The 16795-nt window shown below is 70.7% G+C and carries 11 protein-coding genes, 1 tRNA gene and 1 pseudogene; 3 read left to right on the top strand and 10 right to left on the bottom strand.

The genetic code is table 11. The features are described from left to right. Positions 1-41: 41 nt before the first annotated feature. The 5 genes and pseudogenes from ACQEVG_RS04630 to ACQEVG_RS04610 all read right to left on the bottom strand — a co-directional run bounded on the left by ACQEVG_RS04630 (position 42) and on the right by ACQEVG_RS04610 (position 7203). Positions 42-3191, bottom strand: coding sequence for an amidohydrolase family protein (locus tag ACQEVG_RS04630; protein ID WP_432985064.1), 3150 nt, complete (start codon positions 3189-3191; stop codon positions 42-44). Positions 3192-3328: 137 nt separating this feature from the next. Next, positions 3329-3750 (bottom strand): annotated as a pseudogene (locus tag ACQEVG_RS04625) (acyl-CoA synthetase); the annotation flags it as partial. Positions 3751-3776: 26 nt separating this feature from the next. Then, positions 3777-4364: a lytic polysaccharide monooxygenase auxiliary activity family 9 protein gene (locus ACQEVG_RS04620; RefSeq protein WP_432977388.1), complete on the bottom strand. Its 588-nt coding sequence runs from the start codon at positions 4362-4364 to the stop codon at positions 3777-3779. Positions 4365-4484: 120 nt separating this feature from the next. Beyond that, a complete protein-coding gene (locus ACQEVG_RS04615) occupies positions 4485-5642 on the bottom strand; it encodes an SPFH domain-containing protein (protein WP_432977385.1) in 1158 nt (385 codons plus the stop codon). Positions 5643-5763: 121 nt separating this feature from the next. Further along, positions 5764-7203 (bottom strand): peptidoglycan-binding protein, encoded by a 1440-nt coding sequence (locus ACQEVG_RS04610; protein ID WP_432977382.1) that lies wholly within the window; start codon positions 7201-7203, stop codon positions 5764-5766. Positions 7204-7350: 147 nt separating this feature from the next. On the opposite strand from ACQEVG_RS04610, the gene ACQEVG_RS04605 reads away from it, so the two are divergent. The 3 genes from ACQEVG_RS04605 to ACQEVG_RS04595 all read left to right on the top strand — a co-directional run bounded on the left by ACQEVG_RS04605 (position 7351) and on the right by ACQEVG_RS04595 (position 11764). Next, positions 7351-7424 (top strand) — tRNA-Lys (locus ACQEVG_RS04605). Positions 7425-7892: 468 nt separating this feature from the next. Then, positions 7893-9815, top strand: a complete 1923-nt coding sequence (locus ACQEVG_RS04600; RefSeq protein ID WP_432977379.1) for a glycosyltransferase family 2 protein — start codon at positions 7893-7895, stop codon at positions 9813-9815. Further along, positions 9812-11764, top strand: a complete 1953-nt coding sequence (locus ACQEVG_RS04595; RefSeq protein ID WP_432977376.1) for a galactose oxidase-like domain-containing protein — start codon at positions 9812-9814, stop codon at positions 11762-11764. Before ACQEVG_RS04600 ends, ACQEVG_RS04595 begins: the two co-directional genes overlap by 4 nt. Positions 11765-12041: 277 nt before the next feature. On the opposite strand, the gene ACQEVG_RS04590 is transcribed toward ACQEVG_RS04595, so the two are convergent. The 5 genes from ACQEVG_RS04590 to ACQEVG_RS04570 form a co-directional block, all read right to left on the bottom strand. Next, positions 12042-13052: a glycoside hydrolase family 6 protein gene (locus ACQEVG_RS04590; protein ID WP_432977373.1), complete on the bottom strand. Its 1011-nt coding sequence runs from the start codon at positions 13050-13052 to the stop codon at positions 12042-12044. Positions 13053-13426: 374 nt separating this feature from the next. Beyond that, the gene (locus ACQEVG_RS04585) at positions 13427-14092 is read right to left on the bottom strand and encodes a class F sortase (protein WP_432977370.1); all 666 of its coding nucleotides are present in this window, start codon (positions 14090-14092) and stop codon (positions 13427-13429) included. Between the two features lies 1 nt (position 14093). Continuing rightward, positions 14094-14684, bottom strand: a complete 591-nt coding sequence (locus tag ACQEVG_RS04580) for a hypothetical protein (RefSeq protein WP_432977367.1) — start codon at positions 14682-14684, stop codon at positions 14094-14096. A 192-nt stretch (positions 14685-14876) separates the two neighbouring features. After that, positions 14877-15656: an HAD-IIA family hydrolase gene (locus tag ACQEVG_RS04575; protein WP_432977364.1), complete on the bottom strand. Its 780-nt coding sequence runs from the start codon at positions 15654-15656 to the stop codon at positions 14877-14879. A gap of 170 nt (positions 15657-15826) precedes the next feature. Then, positions 15827-16762 (bottom strand): hypothetical protein, encoded by a 936-nt coding sequence (locus ACQEVG_RS04570; RefSeq protein ID WP_432977361.1) that lies wholly within the window; start codon positions 16760-16762, stop codon positions 15827-15829. Positions 16763-16795: the final 33 nt, after the last annotated feature.

Genomic DNA, 16795 nt, shown 5'->3' with positions numbered 1-16795 from the left:
TCGTAAATAGTACCTGGTCCCCGGGGGTGCTGCGGCACCCCTCAGCCGCAGCAGCCGTCCCGGTGCATCAGCTCGCTCACCGCCGCCCAGTGCGGTTGGTCGACGACCGCCCGCGGGGCAGGGCGGCTGTACACCGCCTCCAGCGCAGCGCGGTCGTGGACCCGGCCAGCGATCAGGACACGGCTCGTCCTGGCCAGATCGTCGAAGTCCGTGAACGGGTCGCCGTCCACGATCGTCAGGTCCGCCAGCTTGCCCGGCTCCGCCGTGCCCAGGTCCTTCTCGGCGCCGAAGGCCCTCGCCGCGTTCGACGTCGCCGTCAGCAGCGCCTCGGACGGGGAGAAGCCGTACGCCACCAGGGCGCGCAGAGCCAGGTGGAGGTGGAGGCCGACCGGGGTGAGCGGGGTGTCCGTGCCGAGCGCGACGAGACCGCCCGCGGAGCTCACCCTGCGGAGGGTGTCGAACTCGCGGCGCAGCGCGAGGCGTTCGATGTCGGTGGCGGGCCTGCCCGCCCGGTCGCGGATCGCCAGGACGTCCCACGGCGGCATCATCGCCGTCACCCGCGGGTCCTCGACCAGTTCGGGGTTGTCCGCGAGCAGCGTGAACGCGGTGAACGGGGTCTCGATCAGACGGAAGCCGCCGCGCGCGTACGTCTCGATGGTGTCCTGGTGGGTGAGGCCCCCGGCGGTCGCGCCGTGGCCGTACTCCGCCCGTTCCGTCGCCACCAGGTGCGTGGTGAGGTCCTGGCCGGTCTGGATGCCCTGCGAGCACAGGTGCGAGCCGGAGCGTACGCCGAGCCGCTCATGGCCAAAACGCGCGGCCTCCGCCATGATCCAGGCAGGGGCCCGCACGTACGTCTTCACGAAGTCCCAGTCCAGCGCGGCCCCGCGGGCGAGGGAGCGCGCGAGCCCCCGAGGGGTGCGGTGCGCGCGGCCCATGCTGTACGCGACACGGGAACCGTCAAGAAGCTCGCCCGTGGTCAGCAGGCGCGGCCCGTGGAGGCGGCCGGCGGTGATGTCCTCCCGGAGCCTGGCCTGTTCGTGGGAGAAACCGGCCAGCGAGACGGTGGTGGTGATTCCGTACGCGAGGGACACGGCCGTCTGGCGGGCGCCGTAGGTGTACTGCCAGGGGTGGGTGTGCGTGTCCCACAGCCCCGGCAGGACCGTCTGCCCGGAGGCGTCGACGGTCCGTGCCGCGCGGCGGACGGCGTGGCGGGCAGCGCGATGCGGTTCGACGGATGCGATACGGCCGTCCCGGATCAGCACATCCACGTCCTCGCGGGGCGCGGAGCCGGTCCCGTCCCAGAAGCGGCCCGCGTGGACGACCGTGTCGACGGCGGCCGGGCGGCGGTAGCCGAGCGCGACCGGGACCGTGCGCGTCCCGCCGTCCAGGTCCCTGAGCCGCAGCCGGGCGCCCGACAGATACAGCAGCCTGCGCGAGTCTGCCGACCACGTCGGATGGTCGGCCGGTTCCTCACTGAGGAGGCGCGGCTCGCCGTCGGGGGTGCCGTCCGGGCGGACCGGGAGCAGCCAGAGCGCGGACTCGCTGACACAGGCCAGATGGCGGCCGTCCGGGGACCAGACGGGTCCGCTCGCATAGCGGTCGGAGAGCGAGACATGCGGCGCGAGCGCGTGCAGCACCGAGCTCCCGGTCGTGGTGTCGACGACGCGGATGAGGTTGTAGCCCTCGCGGAAGCGGAGGTTGAGCCGGTTGCGGTCGCAGTAGGCGAGGTAGCGGCCGTCCGGCGACCAGCTGGGCCGCCCCGGCAGCCCGCCCCCGCCCAGGGGCGCTGCGAGCGTCCTCTCCTCGCCGCTCGCGAGATCGCGTACGACGAGATTGCCGGCCATGTCGAGGCAGCCGAGGCGGCCGCCGTCCGGGGAGAGCGCGGCATGGACCCGGCCGCCGGGGGCGAGCACCGTTTCCTTGCCGGTCGCCAGGTCGTGGCGGCGGACGGTGTTGAGAGTGCCGTCGCGGTCGTCGACGTACAGCAGTGCCTGTCCGTCAGCCGTCCAGGAGGGCCCCTGGAGGTACGTCGTGGGGGCGGCCTGCACCACCTTGCGCGGCCGTGCGCCGCCCGAAGTGCGGCTGATCCAGAGGGCGTTGAGGGAGACGAAGGCGACGGAGCGGCCGTCCGGGGAGAGCGCGGGGAGGTGGATGCCGAGCACCGGCCGGGCCCCGCGCGGCTCGAAGTCGTACTCCTTGGTGCGGTAGCGCGGGCGGGCGACGGGGAGCGTGGCCGAGAAGCCGATCCGCTCGGCGGGCGTCCCCCGGTGCGGCCGCACGACGGTGAATTGGCCGTCGACCGTGAGCAGCAGCCGCTCGTCGTCGATCCAGCGCGGGGGCGCGCCCGCGATCTCGCCGTCCACGGCGAAGGGCTTCCCGTCCACGACGAGGACGACGTTCTCGTAGCGCGTGGTCGAGCCGACGGCACGCAGCCAGGCCCGCCGCCCGGCCGGGGAGATGGCCGGCGTGAGCAGATTGCCCGGCTCGGTCTCGGAGTGCTCGACGGTGACGGGGCCGCCCGCGGCGGGGACGGCGGCCAGGGTGCGGGCCCTGAGGGTCGTGCCGTCGAGCGCGGCCCGTACGAACAGGATGCGGGCGCCGTCCGGGGACCAGACGGGGTCGTAGTCCTCGAAGGGCGTGGCCGGGGCCTCCTGTCCGGGCAGCCCGGTCAGCCGGGTGAGCTCTTTGCTGCGGACGTCGACGGTCCAGATGCGGTACGGGCTGCCCTTGACGGGGTCGCCGCCGCGCTCGGAGGAGAACACGATGTGGGTGCCGTCCGGCGACCAGGCGGGGGCGCGGTCGTCCCAGGGGCCTTCGGTCAGCTGCCGCAGCCCGGAACCGTCCATGGCCATTGTCCAGATGTGGAACTGGCCGCCCTTGAAGGCGGTCATCGCGACCCGGCGTCCGTCGGGCGAGCAGACCGGGCGGCCGGGCTCCAGGTCGGGTGAGGTGAGCGCGGTGGCCGGTGAGCCGTCCGGCGGAAGTGACCAGAGGATGTTCTGCACCTCGGCGATGAAACGGCCGCCGGGGGCGGGGGTGGCGGCGCCGTTGGTGGCGGCGGTGAAGTGCAGACCCACTTCGGCTGTGGGTGCTGCCACGGCCTGCGCGGCGTCGAGCGTGCCCGCCGCTCCCACCGCTCCGGCCGCCAGCGCGGTCCCGGCGGCACTCTGCAGAAACTGGCGGCGCGGCATGGACGGCACGGCAGGCTCCCTCGTATCGGAAGCCTTGGACCTTCCCAGCGGCCCCTGTACCCACTCGGCCGTTACTCCAACTTGCCCTGAAACAGACGCGTCCCCGTACGAAATCAGTTCAGTAAAGGGGCGGGTGGGGAGTCCGTGTCGGTCACCAGTACCCGGATCCCCGGCAGGTCGAGCCCGTCGAGGAGGGGAAGTCGGGCGCGTTCGGTGACCAGCACCCGCCAGTCGGTATACACCATGTCGCGGGCCGGCTCCGCCCCGCGTCTGGTCGGGTTGATGCCTGCCACGGCGGCCCCGGCCAGGGCCGCCGCGCTGAGCCACAGGGGAAACTCCGGGGTGGGAGTCCCCCCACGCCCTCAGGGCGTAGGGGGAGTGTCGAGCGCACTCCGAGGTGTGGCTCCGCCCCGCGCGGCACGAGGTCCACGAGGAGCGCGGCCCGTGCGGCGGCGCCCGCGGCCACCTGGTGGTGGCTGAGGAGGAGTTCGGACTCCCTCAGCCCCACCCGGTGATCGCCCCACTGGCGCTGTACGAGCTCGGCGACAGTACTCGTCATGGCGCCGCACGGTAACTGACTACCTGTCAGAACTGAACATCCGAGCAGGCATAGAAGGCGTTGCCGGTGTCATGCACGGTCCACACCGCGAGGATGAGATGCCGGCCGGACTTCGACGGCAGCGTCCCGGAGTGGCTGAGCGTGGACGGCGGGCGCTGGCCGTTGTACGGGATGGTCAGGAACGGCTGCGAGTCGAGCGAGGCGCGGGTGAGCTTCTGGCTCGGGTTCCAGCCGTTCTTGGTGATGTAGTACTTGAAGTCGGTCGTCGCATGCATGGCGGTGAACTGCCACCGGAAGGTGTAGTTCTGCCCCGAGGAGACCTTGGTGGTGGGCCAGGTGCCGCCGCGCGGGTCGTCGAGCTGCGCGAAGCGGCTGTTGCCACCGGCGCAGATCGTTCCGTCGGCCGGACCCGCCGCCGGGAAGCCCTTGAGGCCCTCGACGCTCTGGGGTTCGTAGATGATCTCGCCACAGTTGGCGACCGTGCGGTTGGCGCAGAGCTTCTGGCGGCTGATGGGCGAGTCGGTGTAGCCGTGGCTGCTGGCGCTGCCGGTCGCGAGCACGGTGGTGCCCGCCACGACGAGGCCGACCACGGCCGCACTTATTTTCTTGCGCATGCTTCGCTCCAGGAGAACGTGGGGGAGTTCAGGTGAGCCGTGCTGCACGCGTGCGGGGTACACATTCAGGTCTAGACCAAGTCCCAGAGTATTAACGGAACTTGAACATGTCCAGACCAATCACGTACCTTCCACCGGCCCGGAGCGCCCGGTGTAGAAGGCGACCGTGAGGTCCTTCACCAGAGCCTTGCGCTCGTAGTCGTCGAGCTCCACGAGCCCGCACGCGGTCAGCCGCTGCACCGTGTCGCTCACCGCGTCCACCACCGAAGTCAGCACGCTGTCCCGGTGCTTGGCGTCGATCGCCGCGATCCGCCGGCGCTGCATCGCGGCCGCCACCTCCGGCGCGTACTCGATCCCCGTCGGCTGCGCCGAGAACACCTCGATCCCCACCGGCGCGCACTCCGCCGACAGCAGCCGGGTGAGCGCGCCGCCCACCGCCTCCGCGTTGCGCAGGGTGGGCGCGTCTTCGTGGAAGGCGTCGGCCGGCAGCTGCGAGAGCACCCGCGCCATGGAAGCCTCGACCTGCTCGCTCAGATAGTCCTCGTGGTCCTCGACGCCGAGCGCGGCCCGCGCGGTGTCCTTGACCCGCCACACCACGAGCACGACGACGCGCAGCGCCGTGCCGTCCGCGTCGACCGCGGGCATCGGCTCGCTGCGCCAGTGCCGCAGCCGCACGTCGACCCGACGGCGCAGCACCAGCGGACTGACCCAGATCAGTCCCGTACGCCGCACGCTCCCCCGGTAGTCGCCGAAGAGCGTGAGCACCCAGGCGTGTCCGGCCCGGCCGCGGCCGAGCCCCCCGAAGGCGAACAGCGCCAGGACGACGCCCAGCGTGAGCAGACACCACAGCCCGATCCCGATGCCGCCGTACGGATACGAGGTCAGCCCGAACAGCCGCGTCACCGGGCCGGGCACCGCCCCGGCCCCCCACAGCAGCGCGCCGATCCCGCCGAGCGCGCACGCCCCCGCGACCAGCCCGGTCCAGCCGGGCAGCGCGGCCGCGGCCCGCTCGACCAGGTCGGGGTCCACGGGTGGCGCCGGCCGCGACGGGGCGGCGGCCGGACGCAGCGGCGCGGGCCTGCGCCCGATCCTCGGCTGCTCGCCGGTGCCCTGCCGGCGCGCCACGATGGCGGTGGGCAGGGCGATCGGCGGGGAGTCGTCGTCACGGAAGAGGAGATGCACCGGGATCTCGGTGGTCACTTCCTGGGCGATGACCGGGTGGCGCCGCGGGCCGTCGACCGGGGCGCCGCCGTCCGTCTCCGACGGGGTGGGATTCATTTCGATTCACCTCGCGAGGGTGTTCGGGATCGAGCAGCGGGGACGGAGTGGAGGGAGCCGGCACGGAGCGGAGGAGCGGGATGGAGGAGAGGGACCGGACCGGGCAACGGACCCGGGACGCTCAGCCGAAGAGCCGGCGCCAGGTCTCGGGCCCGGGGATCCCGTTCGCCGCGCCGCCGCGCCAGCCCTGGGCCCGCTGGAAGGCCTCGACATTGCGCCGGTCCTTCTCGCCCCAGGCCGGCCCGGGAACCGATGTGTAGTGCTTGCCGTAGCCGCGCTCGACCAGCTGCCGGCCGAGCTGGGTGATGTACGCGTTGGAGCGGCCCGGTCTGAAGTACGCGCGCCCCGGGTAGGTCGGCACCGCCGCACTCGCACCGCCTTGCTCGCCCACGCCCGCCGCGGGGATGTCCTTGCCCTGCCCGGTCACGAGCAGCCGCCAGGTCTCCGGGCCCGGTCGCCCGTCCGCGTCCGTGCCGCGCCAGCCCTGGGCGAGCTGGAAGGCCTCGGTGGCCAGCCGCTCCGCCTCGCCCCACCGCGGCCCCGGCCCCTTGGGGTAGAAGCGCTCGGCGCCGCGCGCGACGAGCATCTCGCCGAGCCTGGTGACGTACGTACTCTCCGCGCCGGGTTCGAAGGCCGTCCGGCCCGGATACGCCTCGGCCGAGGCCGCCCCACCCGGATAACTCCCGACCGGATCACTCCCGACCGGACGGGTCCCGATCGAGGCCGCCCCGTCCGGCTGGGCCTCGGTCGATCCCGTTCCGTCCGGATCGCCCTCGGTCGAGGCCGTCCCGCTCGTGATGGCCGCCCCGGCGAGTCCCTTGTAGCGGTAGGGCAGATAGCGGTCTGCGTTGGTCCAGTAGCCCATGGGTGTGGCCTGCTTACGGGTGTGCGGCTTCACCTGCTCGTATGCGAGGTAGTAGGTGTGGGTGTAATCGGCCCAGCCGCCGAAGATCGTGACGTGCGAACCCTTGGTCGGGTTGTCCGGGTTGTGGAAGAGCAGGATGTCGCCCGGCTGCAGCTCCTCGCGGGTGATCCGGGTGGCGAAGTCCGCGAGGCTTCCGGTCCATTCGTTGCCGGCCAGGTTCCAGGCCATCGAGACATAGCCGGAGCAGTCCTGGCGGTAACCGTCGGACCAGTAGTCCTCCATGCTGTACGGGACCTTGGCACTCAGCCACCGCTTGGCGCGGTTGACGATCTGGGCCCGGGTCGTCGTGCGCAGCGTGGCCGCGGTGGCGGCCGACGCGCCCGACGGCCCGTGCAGCGGCCCGGCGCCGCCCTGCTCGGTGACGCCCTGTTCGGCGCTGGGCCCCGGATCGGCTGCCCCGCGGTCCACACGCACGGGCCCGGCCGCCGGGCCGGTCGTGTGGCCGACCGCGCTCGCCGCGCCCACTCCCCCGCCGCCACCCAGCACCACGCCCGCCGCGGTGAACAGGACAAGCGCCCGGCGGCAGCCGTGCGCGGCGGGGTGCTCTCCCGCGGCCAGGGCCCGGCGGTGCTGGACGCACCCGGCGCAGTCGCAGTCGGCGGCTGGTTCGAACTCCTCGAATACCGGCACGGTCATACGTGGCCCCTCGTCACTGTGCTGACTGTCACCTTCGATCGCATTTTGGCGTAATTACGGTAATAAGAGACGATTCGACAGGCCGGAACGGTCAGATAATGGTCAGGAGCACTCCGCGCGGTCCGGTAGAGTTCTCGAGGTCAGCAGGCGCCGCTAGCTCAGTTGGTTAGAGCAGCTGACTCTTAATCAGCGGGTCCGGGGTTCGAGTCCCTGGCGGCGCACGCAAAACGAAGGCCCCCTCGCCGGTGCGAGGGGGCCTTCGTCGTACATCCGGGCCGCATTCGGTCGTACATACGGTCATTTTCAGCCGCTCATGCACCCGCACGCCCCCTCACGCAAGGGTGCCTCAAATCGTGCATATGACCGGTTAACAGCCCGATCCACCCTTGCGATCACGGCTGGGGTCGTAGAACCTATCCTGAAGCCAATGCCCTCAATGGGGCATCCATTTCGCGTAGTTGGGGGTAGTACCAGGGCATTGTCCCGTTGCGGCACCGCGGGGACGGGGGCCCCTTCACGAACCGAACACGTGACGGGCATGATGCAACCGACGGGTGACTGTTTCGTGTCTGTACGGACGGTGGCCCGCCACTCATGTGTCCACGGCAGCAGGTCGAGGGGACCGCGGTCAGGACGATTAACGACCGACCACATCACACGCACACACCATGCGTGCGGGGGGATGACTCATGACGTCGACGCCAGACGGCGCCCGGCAGCCCAACGACCCTTCCCGGACGACCCAGCTCCGGATACCGGCGAACGTGCGCACGGCAGGCCACCGGCTCCGCCCCAAGAAGGCGCTGCCCCGGTACGACTACGAGCACTACAGCCGTCTCGCCGGCCCCCTCACCCAGCCCGACCCGAGCAAGCCGTACACCGTGCAGTACCGCTCCCTGCTCTCACAGGAGCCGCACCGCGTCCGGGCCGCCCTGCTGCTCGGGGCCGCGCCGCTGGTGTCCCTCGGCCTGTTCGCCTGGCTGATGCAGCCCGAACACTGGACCGAGCGCGACCCGAACCTCAAGAACGACACGCTGCTCATCCTCGACATCGTCATGCTCGTCTCGATCGGCCTGATCGAGCTCTTCCGCACGATGAACGTCCTGTCGAACGCGCACGCCACGCTCGTGGCGCGCGACCCCGTCCCCGTGGTGCCCGAGAGCGGCACCAAGGTCGCCTTCCTCACCTCCTTCGTCCCGGGCAAGGAGCCCCTGGAGATGGTGACGAAGACCCTGGAGGCGGCCGTCAGGATCCGCCACCGCGGGCTGATGCACGTCTGGCTGCTCGACGAGGGCGACGATCCCGCCGTGAAGGAGGTGTGCGAACGGCTCGGCGTCCACCACTTCTCCCGCAAGGGAGTCCCGCACTGGAACCAGGCCAAGGGCGCGCACCGGGCCAAGACGAAGCACGGCAACTACAACGCCTGGCTCCAGGCGCACGGCGGCAACTACGACTTCTTCGCCTCCGTCGACACCGACCATGTGCCGCTGCCCAACTATCTGGAGCGGATGCTCGGTTACTTCCGCGACCCGGACGTGGGCTTCGTCATAGGCCCGCAGGTGTACGGCAACTACGACACCTTCGTCACCAAGGCCGCCGAGTCCCAGCAGTTCCTCTTCCACGCGCTGATCCAGCGCGCGGGCAACCGCTACGGCGCGCCGATGTTCGTCGGCACCTCCAACGCCGTACGGATCAAGGCGATCCAGCAGATCGGCGGTCTCTACGACTCCATAACCGAGGACATGGCGACCGGCTTCGAGATGCACCGGGCCAAGAACCCCGGGACCGGCAACAAGTGGCGCTCGGTCTACACCCCGGACGTACTGGCCGTCGGCGAGGGCCCCTCGGCCTGGACCGACTTCTTCACCCAGCAGCTGCGCTGGTCCAGGGGCACGTACGAGACGATCCTCAAGCAGTACTGGAAGGGCTTCTCCTCACTGCCCCCGGGCAAGCTCTTCAACTACACGATGATGATCATCTTCTACCCGATGTCCGCCCTCAACTGGATTCTGGCGGCGCTGAGCTGTGCACTGTTCCTGGGCATGGGCGCTTCGGGTGTGCAGATCGACCCGGCGATCTGGATGATGCTGTACGGCAATGCCTCGGCCCTCCAGATCGGCCTCTACATCTGGAACCGCCGCCACAATGTGTCGCCGCACGAGCCCGAGGGCTCCGGCGGACTCGCGGGCATGGTGATGTCCGCGCTCTCCGCGCCGATCTACGCACGCTCCCTGATGGACGCCGTACTGCGCCGCAAGAGCAAGTTCGTCGTGACCCCCAAGGGCGACTCGTCCAGCCCGGACACCCTCTTCGGCACCTTCCGGATCCATCTCTTCTTCATCCTCGTCTTCGGCGGGTCGATGGCCGCCTCGTTCTTCAACGGGCACAGCCACCCGGCGATGGTCACCTGGGCCTCGCTGGCGCTGCTGATCACGGCGGCGCCGATCTTCGCCTGGCGGCACGGCATACGCACGGAGAAGAAGAAGCGCAGAAAGCGGTCCGGCGGCGAGCAGCCGCCGGCCGAGCAGGCGCCGGCGCCTGTGCCGCAGCAGCTGCCCAGCGCCACCGCAGAAGAGACCATGCAGATCGCCCTTGGGGGACGTAAGAAATGAGCACGCTGCCCGTCCGGCCGAACTACCGGAAGAACCGCGCCCGTCGGATAGCGATAGGCGCGGCGGTGGTCGTCGCCGTGGCCGGGTTCAACGGCCCCGCCATGTGGCACTTCGGCTCGGAGCAGTACCACGATTACAAGATCAACAAGCCGGAGTACAAGGCCGCGAACGGCCACTGGGACTATCTGACGGTCCCTGACGAGTACAAGATCAACAGCATCCATGCCGCGCTGCTGCACACCGGCAAGGTGCTGCTGGTCGCCGGCTCGGGCAACAACCAGAAGAACTTCGACGCGAAGAAGTTCGAGTCGGTGCTGTGGGATCCGAAGACCAATGAGTTCAAGAAGATCCCCACGCCCAAGGACATGTTCTGCGCCGGGCACACCCAACTGCCCGACGGGAAGCTGCTGATCGCGGGCGGCACCAAGCGGTACGAGAAGCTCCAGGGCGACATCACCAAGGCCGGCGGCCTGATGGTCGTGCACAACGAGGACCCGGACGAGCCCAAGACCCTGCCCGCGGGCACCAAGTTCACCGGCAAGGAGAACGGCAAGACCTTCGTCTCCAAGGACCCGGTCCTGGTGGAGAAGGCGACCAAGGTCTTCGACAAGAAGACCGGCAAGTTCCTGCGCAACGACCCCGGCCTCGGCCGGATCTATGTCGAGGCCGAGGAGTCCGGCAAGGAGTACGAGACCGGCACCGAGGACAACTACCGGGTGCAGGGCCTCACGGGCTCCGACGCCCGCAACGTCTACGGCATCGCGCAGAAGCTCGCGCTCGACAAGAAGGACTTCCAGGGCATCAAGGAGGCCTACGAGTTCGACCCGGTGGCGGAGAAGTACATCACCGTCGACCCGATGAACGAGGCCCGCTGGTACCCGACGCTGACCACCCTCAAGAACGGCAAGGTCCTCGCGCTCTCCGGCCTGGACGAGATCGGCCAGATCGTCCCCGGCAAGGACGAGATCTACGACCCGAAGACCAAGACCTGGAAGTACACCGGGATCATCAGGAAGTTCCCCACCTACCCGGCGATCTTCCTGATGGACAACGGCAAGCTCTTCTACTCCGGCTCCAACGCCGGGTACGGACCCGCCACCGTCGGCCGTGACCCGGGCGTCTGGGATCTGGGGACGAACAAGTTCGACAAGATCCCCGGCCTGAGCGACCCCGACAGGCTGGAGACGTCCGCGACCGTGATGCTGCCGCCCGCCCAGGACCAGCGGTTCATGGTGATCGGCGGCGGCGGGGTCGGCGAGTCCGAGAAGGCCAGCGAGAAGTCCCGTCTGGTGGACCTCAAGCAGGACAACCCCCGCTTCAAGGACGGCGCCTCCCTGGAGAAGGGCACGCGCTACCCGAGCGCGTCGCTGCTGCCGGACGACTCCGTCCTGGTCACCGGCGGCTCCTCGGACTACCGCGGGCGCGGCGGCTCCAATGTCCTCCAGGCGCGTACGTACGACCCGAAGTCGGGCACGTACAAGCGGGTCGCCGACCCGCAGGTGGGGCGCAACTACCACTCGGGTTCGGTACTGCTCCCCGACGGCCGGGTCATGATCTTCGGCTCGGACTCACTCTTCGCGGACGACGCCAACACCAAGCCGGGCGTCTTCGAGCAGCGCATCGAGATCTACACCCCGCCGTATCTCTACCGGGACTCCAAGCCGGTCGTGAGCGGCGGTCCGAAGGCCATCGAGCGCGGGGAATCGGGGTCGTTCAAGGTCAAGACCGAGGGCACGGTGAAGACGGCGAAGCTGATGCGGCCCAGCGCCGTCACCCATGTGACGGACACGGATCAGCGCTCCATCGCGCTGGACATGAAGAAGACGGCGGACGGCATCGAGGTCACGGTGCCGAAGAACCGGGCGCTGGTGCCGTCCGGTTGGTACATGCTGTTCGTGACGGACGACAAGGGCACGCCGTCCGAGGGCGTGTGGGTCGAGGTCCCCTGACCGTTCCCCACCCCGCCCTCCCGCCAGAGCTTCGCCCGGGTGGGGGTGCCCCCGGCGCAGCCAGGGGGAGTACCCCCATCCCGTAACCGGGGCTCCTCCCCCGGCGCCCTGCGGGCGTGGGGAGACCCCTACCCCTCAAACGCCGACGGGGCTTGATGTGCCGGGCCGAACTTGACGTTCGGGCCGGACAGTCAAGCCCGTCCGGCGATTGAGGACAGGCGGCCGAAGGTCGCGTTCGGGGGTCCGGGGCGGAGCCCCGGACCCCCTCACCCCGTGCCTACTTCGACCCGCGCGCCAGGCCGAGCGCGTACTCCGGCCACCACTTTCCCGCCCGCGGCCCCCCACGGCACTCCCCGTCCGACTCGCCCGGCCGCTTGACCCACAGATACGCGTCGACCACCGGGTCACCCGTCTCGGAGGTCGGTGCCTCGCCGAGCGCGCGGCCCGGCGGGTTGCACCAGTTCTCCTTCGGATCGCCACCGGTGTAGGGGCCGTTGCCGTTGCGGCTGGTGTCGACGACGAAGTGCTTGCCGCCGACCTTCGCGGAGAGCTTCTTGCCGAAGTCCTTGCTCGCGGCCGTCGCGAAGAAGTTGGAGACATTGACGGAGAAGCCGTCCGCCTTGTCGACGCCCGCCCGCCGGAGCGGTTCGAAGAGCGCGTCGGGGTGCGACCAGCCGGCATTGCCCGCGTCCACGTACACCTTGGTGTTCGGCTGCTGCTTCAGCCGCTCGACGGCGCCCTTGAGCAGGTCGTACCGCTCCTCGTGGAACTCCTGGGGCGTGCAGGTGTCCACCAGGTGCAGTAGCGCGTCCGGCTCCAGGATCACCGTGGCCCGCCGGTCGCCGATGCCCTTGGCCACCTTGTCGACCCAGGCACGGTAGGAATCGCCGTCGGCGGCACCGCCCTTGGAGAACTGTCCGCAGTCGCGGTGCGGGATGTTGTAGAGCACCAGCAGCGCGTCCCGGTCCGCCTTCGCGGCCGCCTCGGTGAAACCCTTGGCCTCTTCCTGCGGGTTGTCCGGGCCGATCCACTCGCCGACCGGCTGCTCGGCAATCTTCTTGACCAGCTCGGCCTTCTTGTCGTCGCCGTCCTTCAGATAGGCGGCGACCTGCTTGGCGGCGCTCCCGTCGGGGTTGACCCAGTACGGGTCGGACTCCTTGGGCTGCTGACTGACCGCCGGTTTCCCGTCGTTGCCGTCGTCGGAGGAACAGCCTGCCAGCAGCAGCAGCACCGCCGCCCCCGTCACGGCTATGCACAGCCGGGCACGCCCGGTGCGGCTCCCGTACATCCACTCCCCCTTGGGCGCACTGAGTCCGAGCCGCACCCAGAGGGCCGGTCCCGGACAAGACCGGTCGAATCCATCCTGGCACACCCGTCCTGACTCACTCGACCGGATGCCACTCTCTGTTCGGGAACTGAGGGCGACGACTGCGCGACGTCGCGTCATCCTCCCTCTAGGCCGGGCTCGTTGACCGCTCTACAGTGGCGGCATCAGCTTCGATCCCCGGCGCCGCAGCGACCACATCGACCTCCCGTGTCGGCGCCGGACTTCTCCCGCAGCCCGAGGGCGGCCCGCGGTGGAGGACCAGTTCGGCCGGCGGCTTCAGGGGGAGCGGGTCGTCGGCCGGGCCAGGTCGCCGGGCAGGCGATGTCGTTGCACACTCAGTTCCGCACAGCGGTCAGATACGCCGACACGACCACATTCGCGGTGTACGTGCGCGTCGCGCGGTCGAAGGAACCGCCGCAGGTGATCAGCCGCAGCTCCGCCCGGCCGTCCTTGCGCGGGCCGTAGACCTTCTGCGGATCGAAGCGCTCCCGGTCGAAGACCTGGACGTCGTCGATGGTGAACTCGGCGACCGAGCCGTCGGCCCTGGTCACCTTGACCTTCTCGCCGGGACGGGCGGAGCTCAGTCCGAAGAAGACGGCCGGTTTGGTCTCGGTGTCGGCGTGGCCGACCAGCAGTGCCGTGCCCGTCGCCCCCGGCTGCGTACCGCTGCCGAACCAGCCGACCGTGTGCGGCGTCGAGTACGGGGGCGGGTCGACCGCGCCGCTTGCGTCCAGGCCGCGGGGCACGACCGGGGCGGTGATCCCTATCGACGGGATGTCCACCCGCTGCGGCGGTGCGGGCCGCAGCGGATCGTGCGCGGGTGGCAGCGGGACCCCCAGCGGCCGCCCGACCGCCGCCACGTCGCCGGTGGTGGGCGCGGAGGTGCCGCCGGGGCCGTCGGTGATCTCCCGGCCCCAGAACCACAGCCCGAGCAGGAGTACCGCCCAGGCCACTCCCGCGAGCAGCCGGCCGGTCCCCGCCGGGCGATCGGCGGCGGACATGTCAGTCCGTGTCCGTCCGCCGGAGCCGTGAGCTGCGGAAGCCCACGGCGAGTGCTGCCACGCCCGCGAGGACGAGGCCCATCACGGCATGCCCGGTGCCCGGTCCCGCTTCGGCCGGGTCCGCCGCGCCACGGGCGCCATGAGCATCGTGCGCGGCGAGAGCGGCCGCGCCGCCGCCGCCCGCGCGGACCGGCGCGACGGGGGTGCGCAGGTCCGTCGGCTCGTGCGCGGGCGCCTTGGTCGGCAGATTGCGTACGACCTGGGCGCGGCCCGATGCGGCGTGGTCCCGGCCGTCGCAGGTGACGCTGACGTCGTAGGTACCGGGGCCCGCGTTGGACTTCACGGTCGTCTCGGCGAAGAGCTCGGAGCCCTGCCGGCCGGAGAGCTCGGCGTCCGCCACGAAGGCCTGGGACATGACGGCCCCGGTCGTGCCCCTGCAGCCCTGGACGTGGATCTCCACTTCGCCCCCGGGGACCGCCGGGGCGACCGTGGCCCGCACGGATTCGTCGGCGTACGCACCGGTGGCGGTGGGCGCCAGGACGAGTACGGCGGCCGCCCCTGCGGCACGGAGAGCAATCAAAACTGCACGCATCGTAAACCTCCTGATATCCAAAAGATTCACGCTTGCGGGCCGTTTTCGCATCCGCAGAGGCGGCCCGGTCGTCCGTACGGGCCCCTGACATGCCCAAATACGGTGAGCCGAATGAGGTCGGCCGGACGCGGCCGGTCGGACGCGGGTCGATCCGACCCGGCCCGTCGGACCAAGCGGCTCGGACCCGGTCGGTCAGACGCGGTCGACGAGGTCGGCGATCGAGTCGACGACCTTGGACGGGCGGAACGGGTACTTGTCGACGTCCGCGGGCGTCGTCAGCCCCGTGAGCACCAGGAACGTCTCCATTCCCGCCTCGAGCCCCGCCAGCACGTCCGTGTCCATCCGGTCCCCGATCATCGCGCTGGTCTCGGAGTGCGCCCCGATGGCGTTCAGCCCGGTCCGCATCATCAGCGGGTTCGGCTTGCCCGCGAAGTACGGGTCCTTGCCGGTCGCCTTGGTGATCAGTGCCGCCACCGAGCCGGTGGCGGGCAGCGGGCCCTCCGGGCTCGGACCGGTCTCGTCCGGGTTGGTGCCGATGAACCGGGCTCCCGCGTTGATCAGCCGGATGGCCTTGGTGAGTGCCTCGAAGCTGTACGTCCGGGTCTCGCCCAGGACGACATAGTCCGGCTCGTGGTCGGTGAGGACATAGCCGATGTCGTGCAGGGCGGTGGTGAGCCCGGCCTCGCCGATGACGTACGCCGTGCCGCCCGGGCGCTGGTCGTCCAGGAACTGGGCGGTGGCGAGCGCCGAGGTCCAGATGTTCTCCACGGGGACGTCGAGCCCCATCCGGGCCAGCCGGGCGTGCAGGTCGCGTGCGGTGTAGATGGAGTTGTTGGTCAGCACCAGAAAGGGCCTCTCGGCCTCCCGGAGCCTCTTGATGAAGGCGTCGGCGCCCGGGATCGGTACGCCCTCGTGGATGAGGACACCGTCCATGTCGGTGAGCCAGGATTCGATCGGCTTGCGCTCTGCCATGAGGGCGGACTCCTGCCGTACGCGGTGTGCTGGGCGCGCCGCGACAACGCTGTGGCGACGACGACCTCAGCCTAGTCAGGAAGCCGTGACCCTGACCCCGCCGATCACTGTTGACCCTGCGACCGTCCCTGCCTCGGTGACCCCACCGGCTGCGGGTGGGGCGTGAACGATCAGCGGCGCCCCGTGCGCAGCCGCCGGGACGCGAGCAGGAGGGCTGCGCCGCCCAGCAGGACCGCGCCGAAGGCGACGCCGAGGCGGAGGAGGGAGCCGGTGCCGGTGGTGGCGAGCTCTTCGAGGGTGACGGTGGCGCCGGGCCCCTCGTCGTCGAGCACGGCGAAGCGGTAGTCGCCGGACTCCCCGATCCAGTCGCCGTCGTCGCCGTGCCGCTGGACGATCGCGGCGTTCACGGTGACCTGGTTGGGCGGGGTGTCGGCGGCGAGCGCGAGCCGGACGGTGACGGTGACGGACGCGCGGGCGGGGACGACGAAGCCGGGGAAGCGGCCGATACCGCCACTGCGGCCGTCACGGCCGTGGCCGCCGCTGTCGTCGAGTACGCCGACGACCTCGTCCTCCGCGGTGGTCTCCACGGTGGCAGGACGCCAGCGGTCCGCCTGGGTGTCGTAGAACTCCAGGGTGATCCTGGGCTGCGTGAGACCGGGGTCGCGGCCGGTCAAGACGATCACCGGGTAGATGTTGCGGCAGATCTCGCCGGTGGTGTTGGCGAGATCGACGGACCACTCCTCGTAGCCGCCGCCGGGCCGGTGGACGGTGGGGCCGCCGTGAATACGGGTGTCGATCGGGAAGTCGGAGCTGGCGGCCCGGCCGCAGACGGGCTGCCGGTTCCCGGGCGGCGGGGGCAGTGGCGTCGGGGCGGTCGAGCCGGATGCGGCCGCGTCGGGGGCCGGCGCGGCGGTCGCCGGTCCGGCCGCGGGGGCCGTCTTCGCGTTCGCCGGTGCGGCCGCGGGCCTGGCGATGGTGTCCGCGGCGGCACGGGCGGTCACGGTGGCCGCCGTCGCCGCCGGTCCGGTGAGCGCAGCGGGCGCGATCGTGGCTGCGGTGACTCCGACTGCCAGGGCATTGCGGGCGAGGGCATTGCGGCGTCGCATGGGGGACCTTTGCTGCTCGGACGGCTCGGCTGC

It is taken from the genome of Streptomyces sp. CA-135486, assembly GCF_050936555.1.
Lineage (GTDB): Bacteria > Actinomycetota > Actinomycetes > Streptomycetales > Streptomycetaceae > Streptomyces.
Note: the sequence above shows the minus strand (reverse complement) of the source record. Positions and strands in the feature narration are given on the sequence as shown.

What these genes read in the sequence shown, in the direction of transcription:
- ACQEVG_RS04575 (WP_432977364.1), bottom strand. Translation starts at nt 15,656, where the DNA reads ATGGCAGAGCGCAAGCCGATCGAATCCTGGCTCACCGACATGGACGGT.
- ACQEVG_RS04590 (WP_432977373.1), bottom strand. Translation starts at nt 13,052, where the DNA reads ATGTACGGGAGCCGCACCGGGCGTGCCCGGCTGTGCATAGCCGTGACG.
- ACQEVG_RS04620 (WP_432977388.1), bottom strand. Translation starts at nt 4,364, where the DNA reads ATGCGCAAGAAAATAAGTGCGGCCGTGGTCGGCCTCGTCGTGGCGGGC.
- ACQEVG_RS04615 (WP_432977385.1), bottom strand. Translation starts at nt 5,642, where the DNA reads ATGAATCCCACCCCGTCGGAGACGGACGGCGGCGCCCCGGTCGACGGC.
- ACQEVG_RS04630 (WP_432985064.1), bottom strand. Translation starts at nt 3,191, where the DNA reads ATGCCGCGCCGCCAGTTTCTGCAGAGTGCCGCCGGGACCGCGCTGGCG.
- ACQEVG_RS04585 (WP_432977370.1), bottom strand. Translation starts at nt 14,092, where the DNA reads ATGTCCGCCGCCGATCGCCCGGCGGGGACCGGCCGGCTGCTCGCGGGA.
- ACQEVG_RS04600 (WP_432977379.1), top strand. Translation starts at nt 7,893, where the DNA reads ATGACGTCGACGCCAGACGGCGCCCGGCAGCCCAACGACCCTTCCCGG.
- ACQEVG_RS04595 (WP_432977376.1), top strand. Translation starts at nt 9,812, where the DNA reads ATGAGCACGCTGCCCGTCCGGCCGAACTACCGGAAGAACCGCGCCCGT.
- ACQEVG_RS04570 (WP_432977361.1), bottom strand. Translation starts at nt 16,762, where the DNA reads ATGCGACGCCGCAATGCCCTCGCCCGCAATGCCCTGGCAGTCGGAGTC.
- ACQEVG_RS04610 (WP_432977382.1), bottom strand. Translation starts at nt 7,203, where the DNA reads ATGACCGTGCCGGTATTCGAGGAGTTCGAACCAGCCGCCGACTGCGAC.
- ACQEVG_RS04580 (WP_432977367.1), bottom strand. Translation starts at nt 14,684, where the DNA reads ATGCGTGCAGTTTTGATTGCTCTCCGTGCCGCAGGGGCGGCCGCCGTA.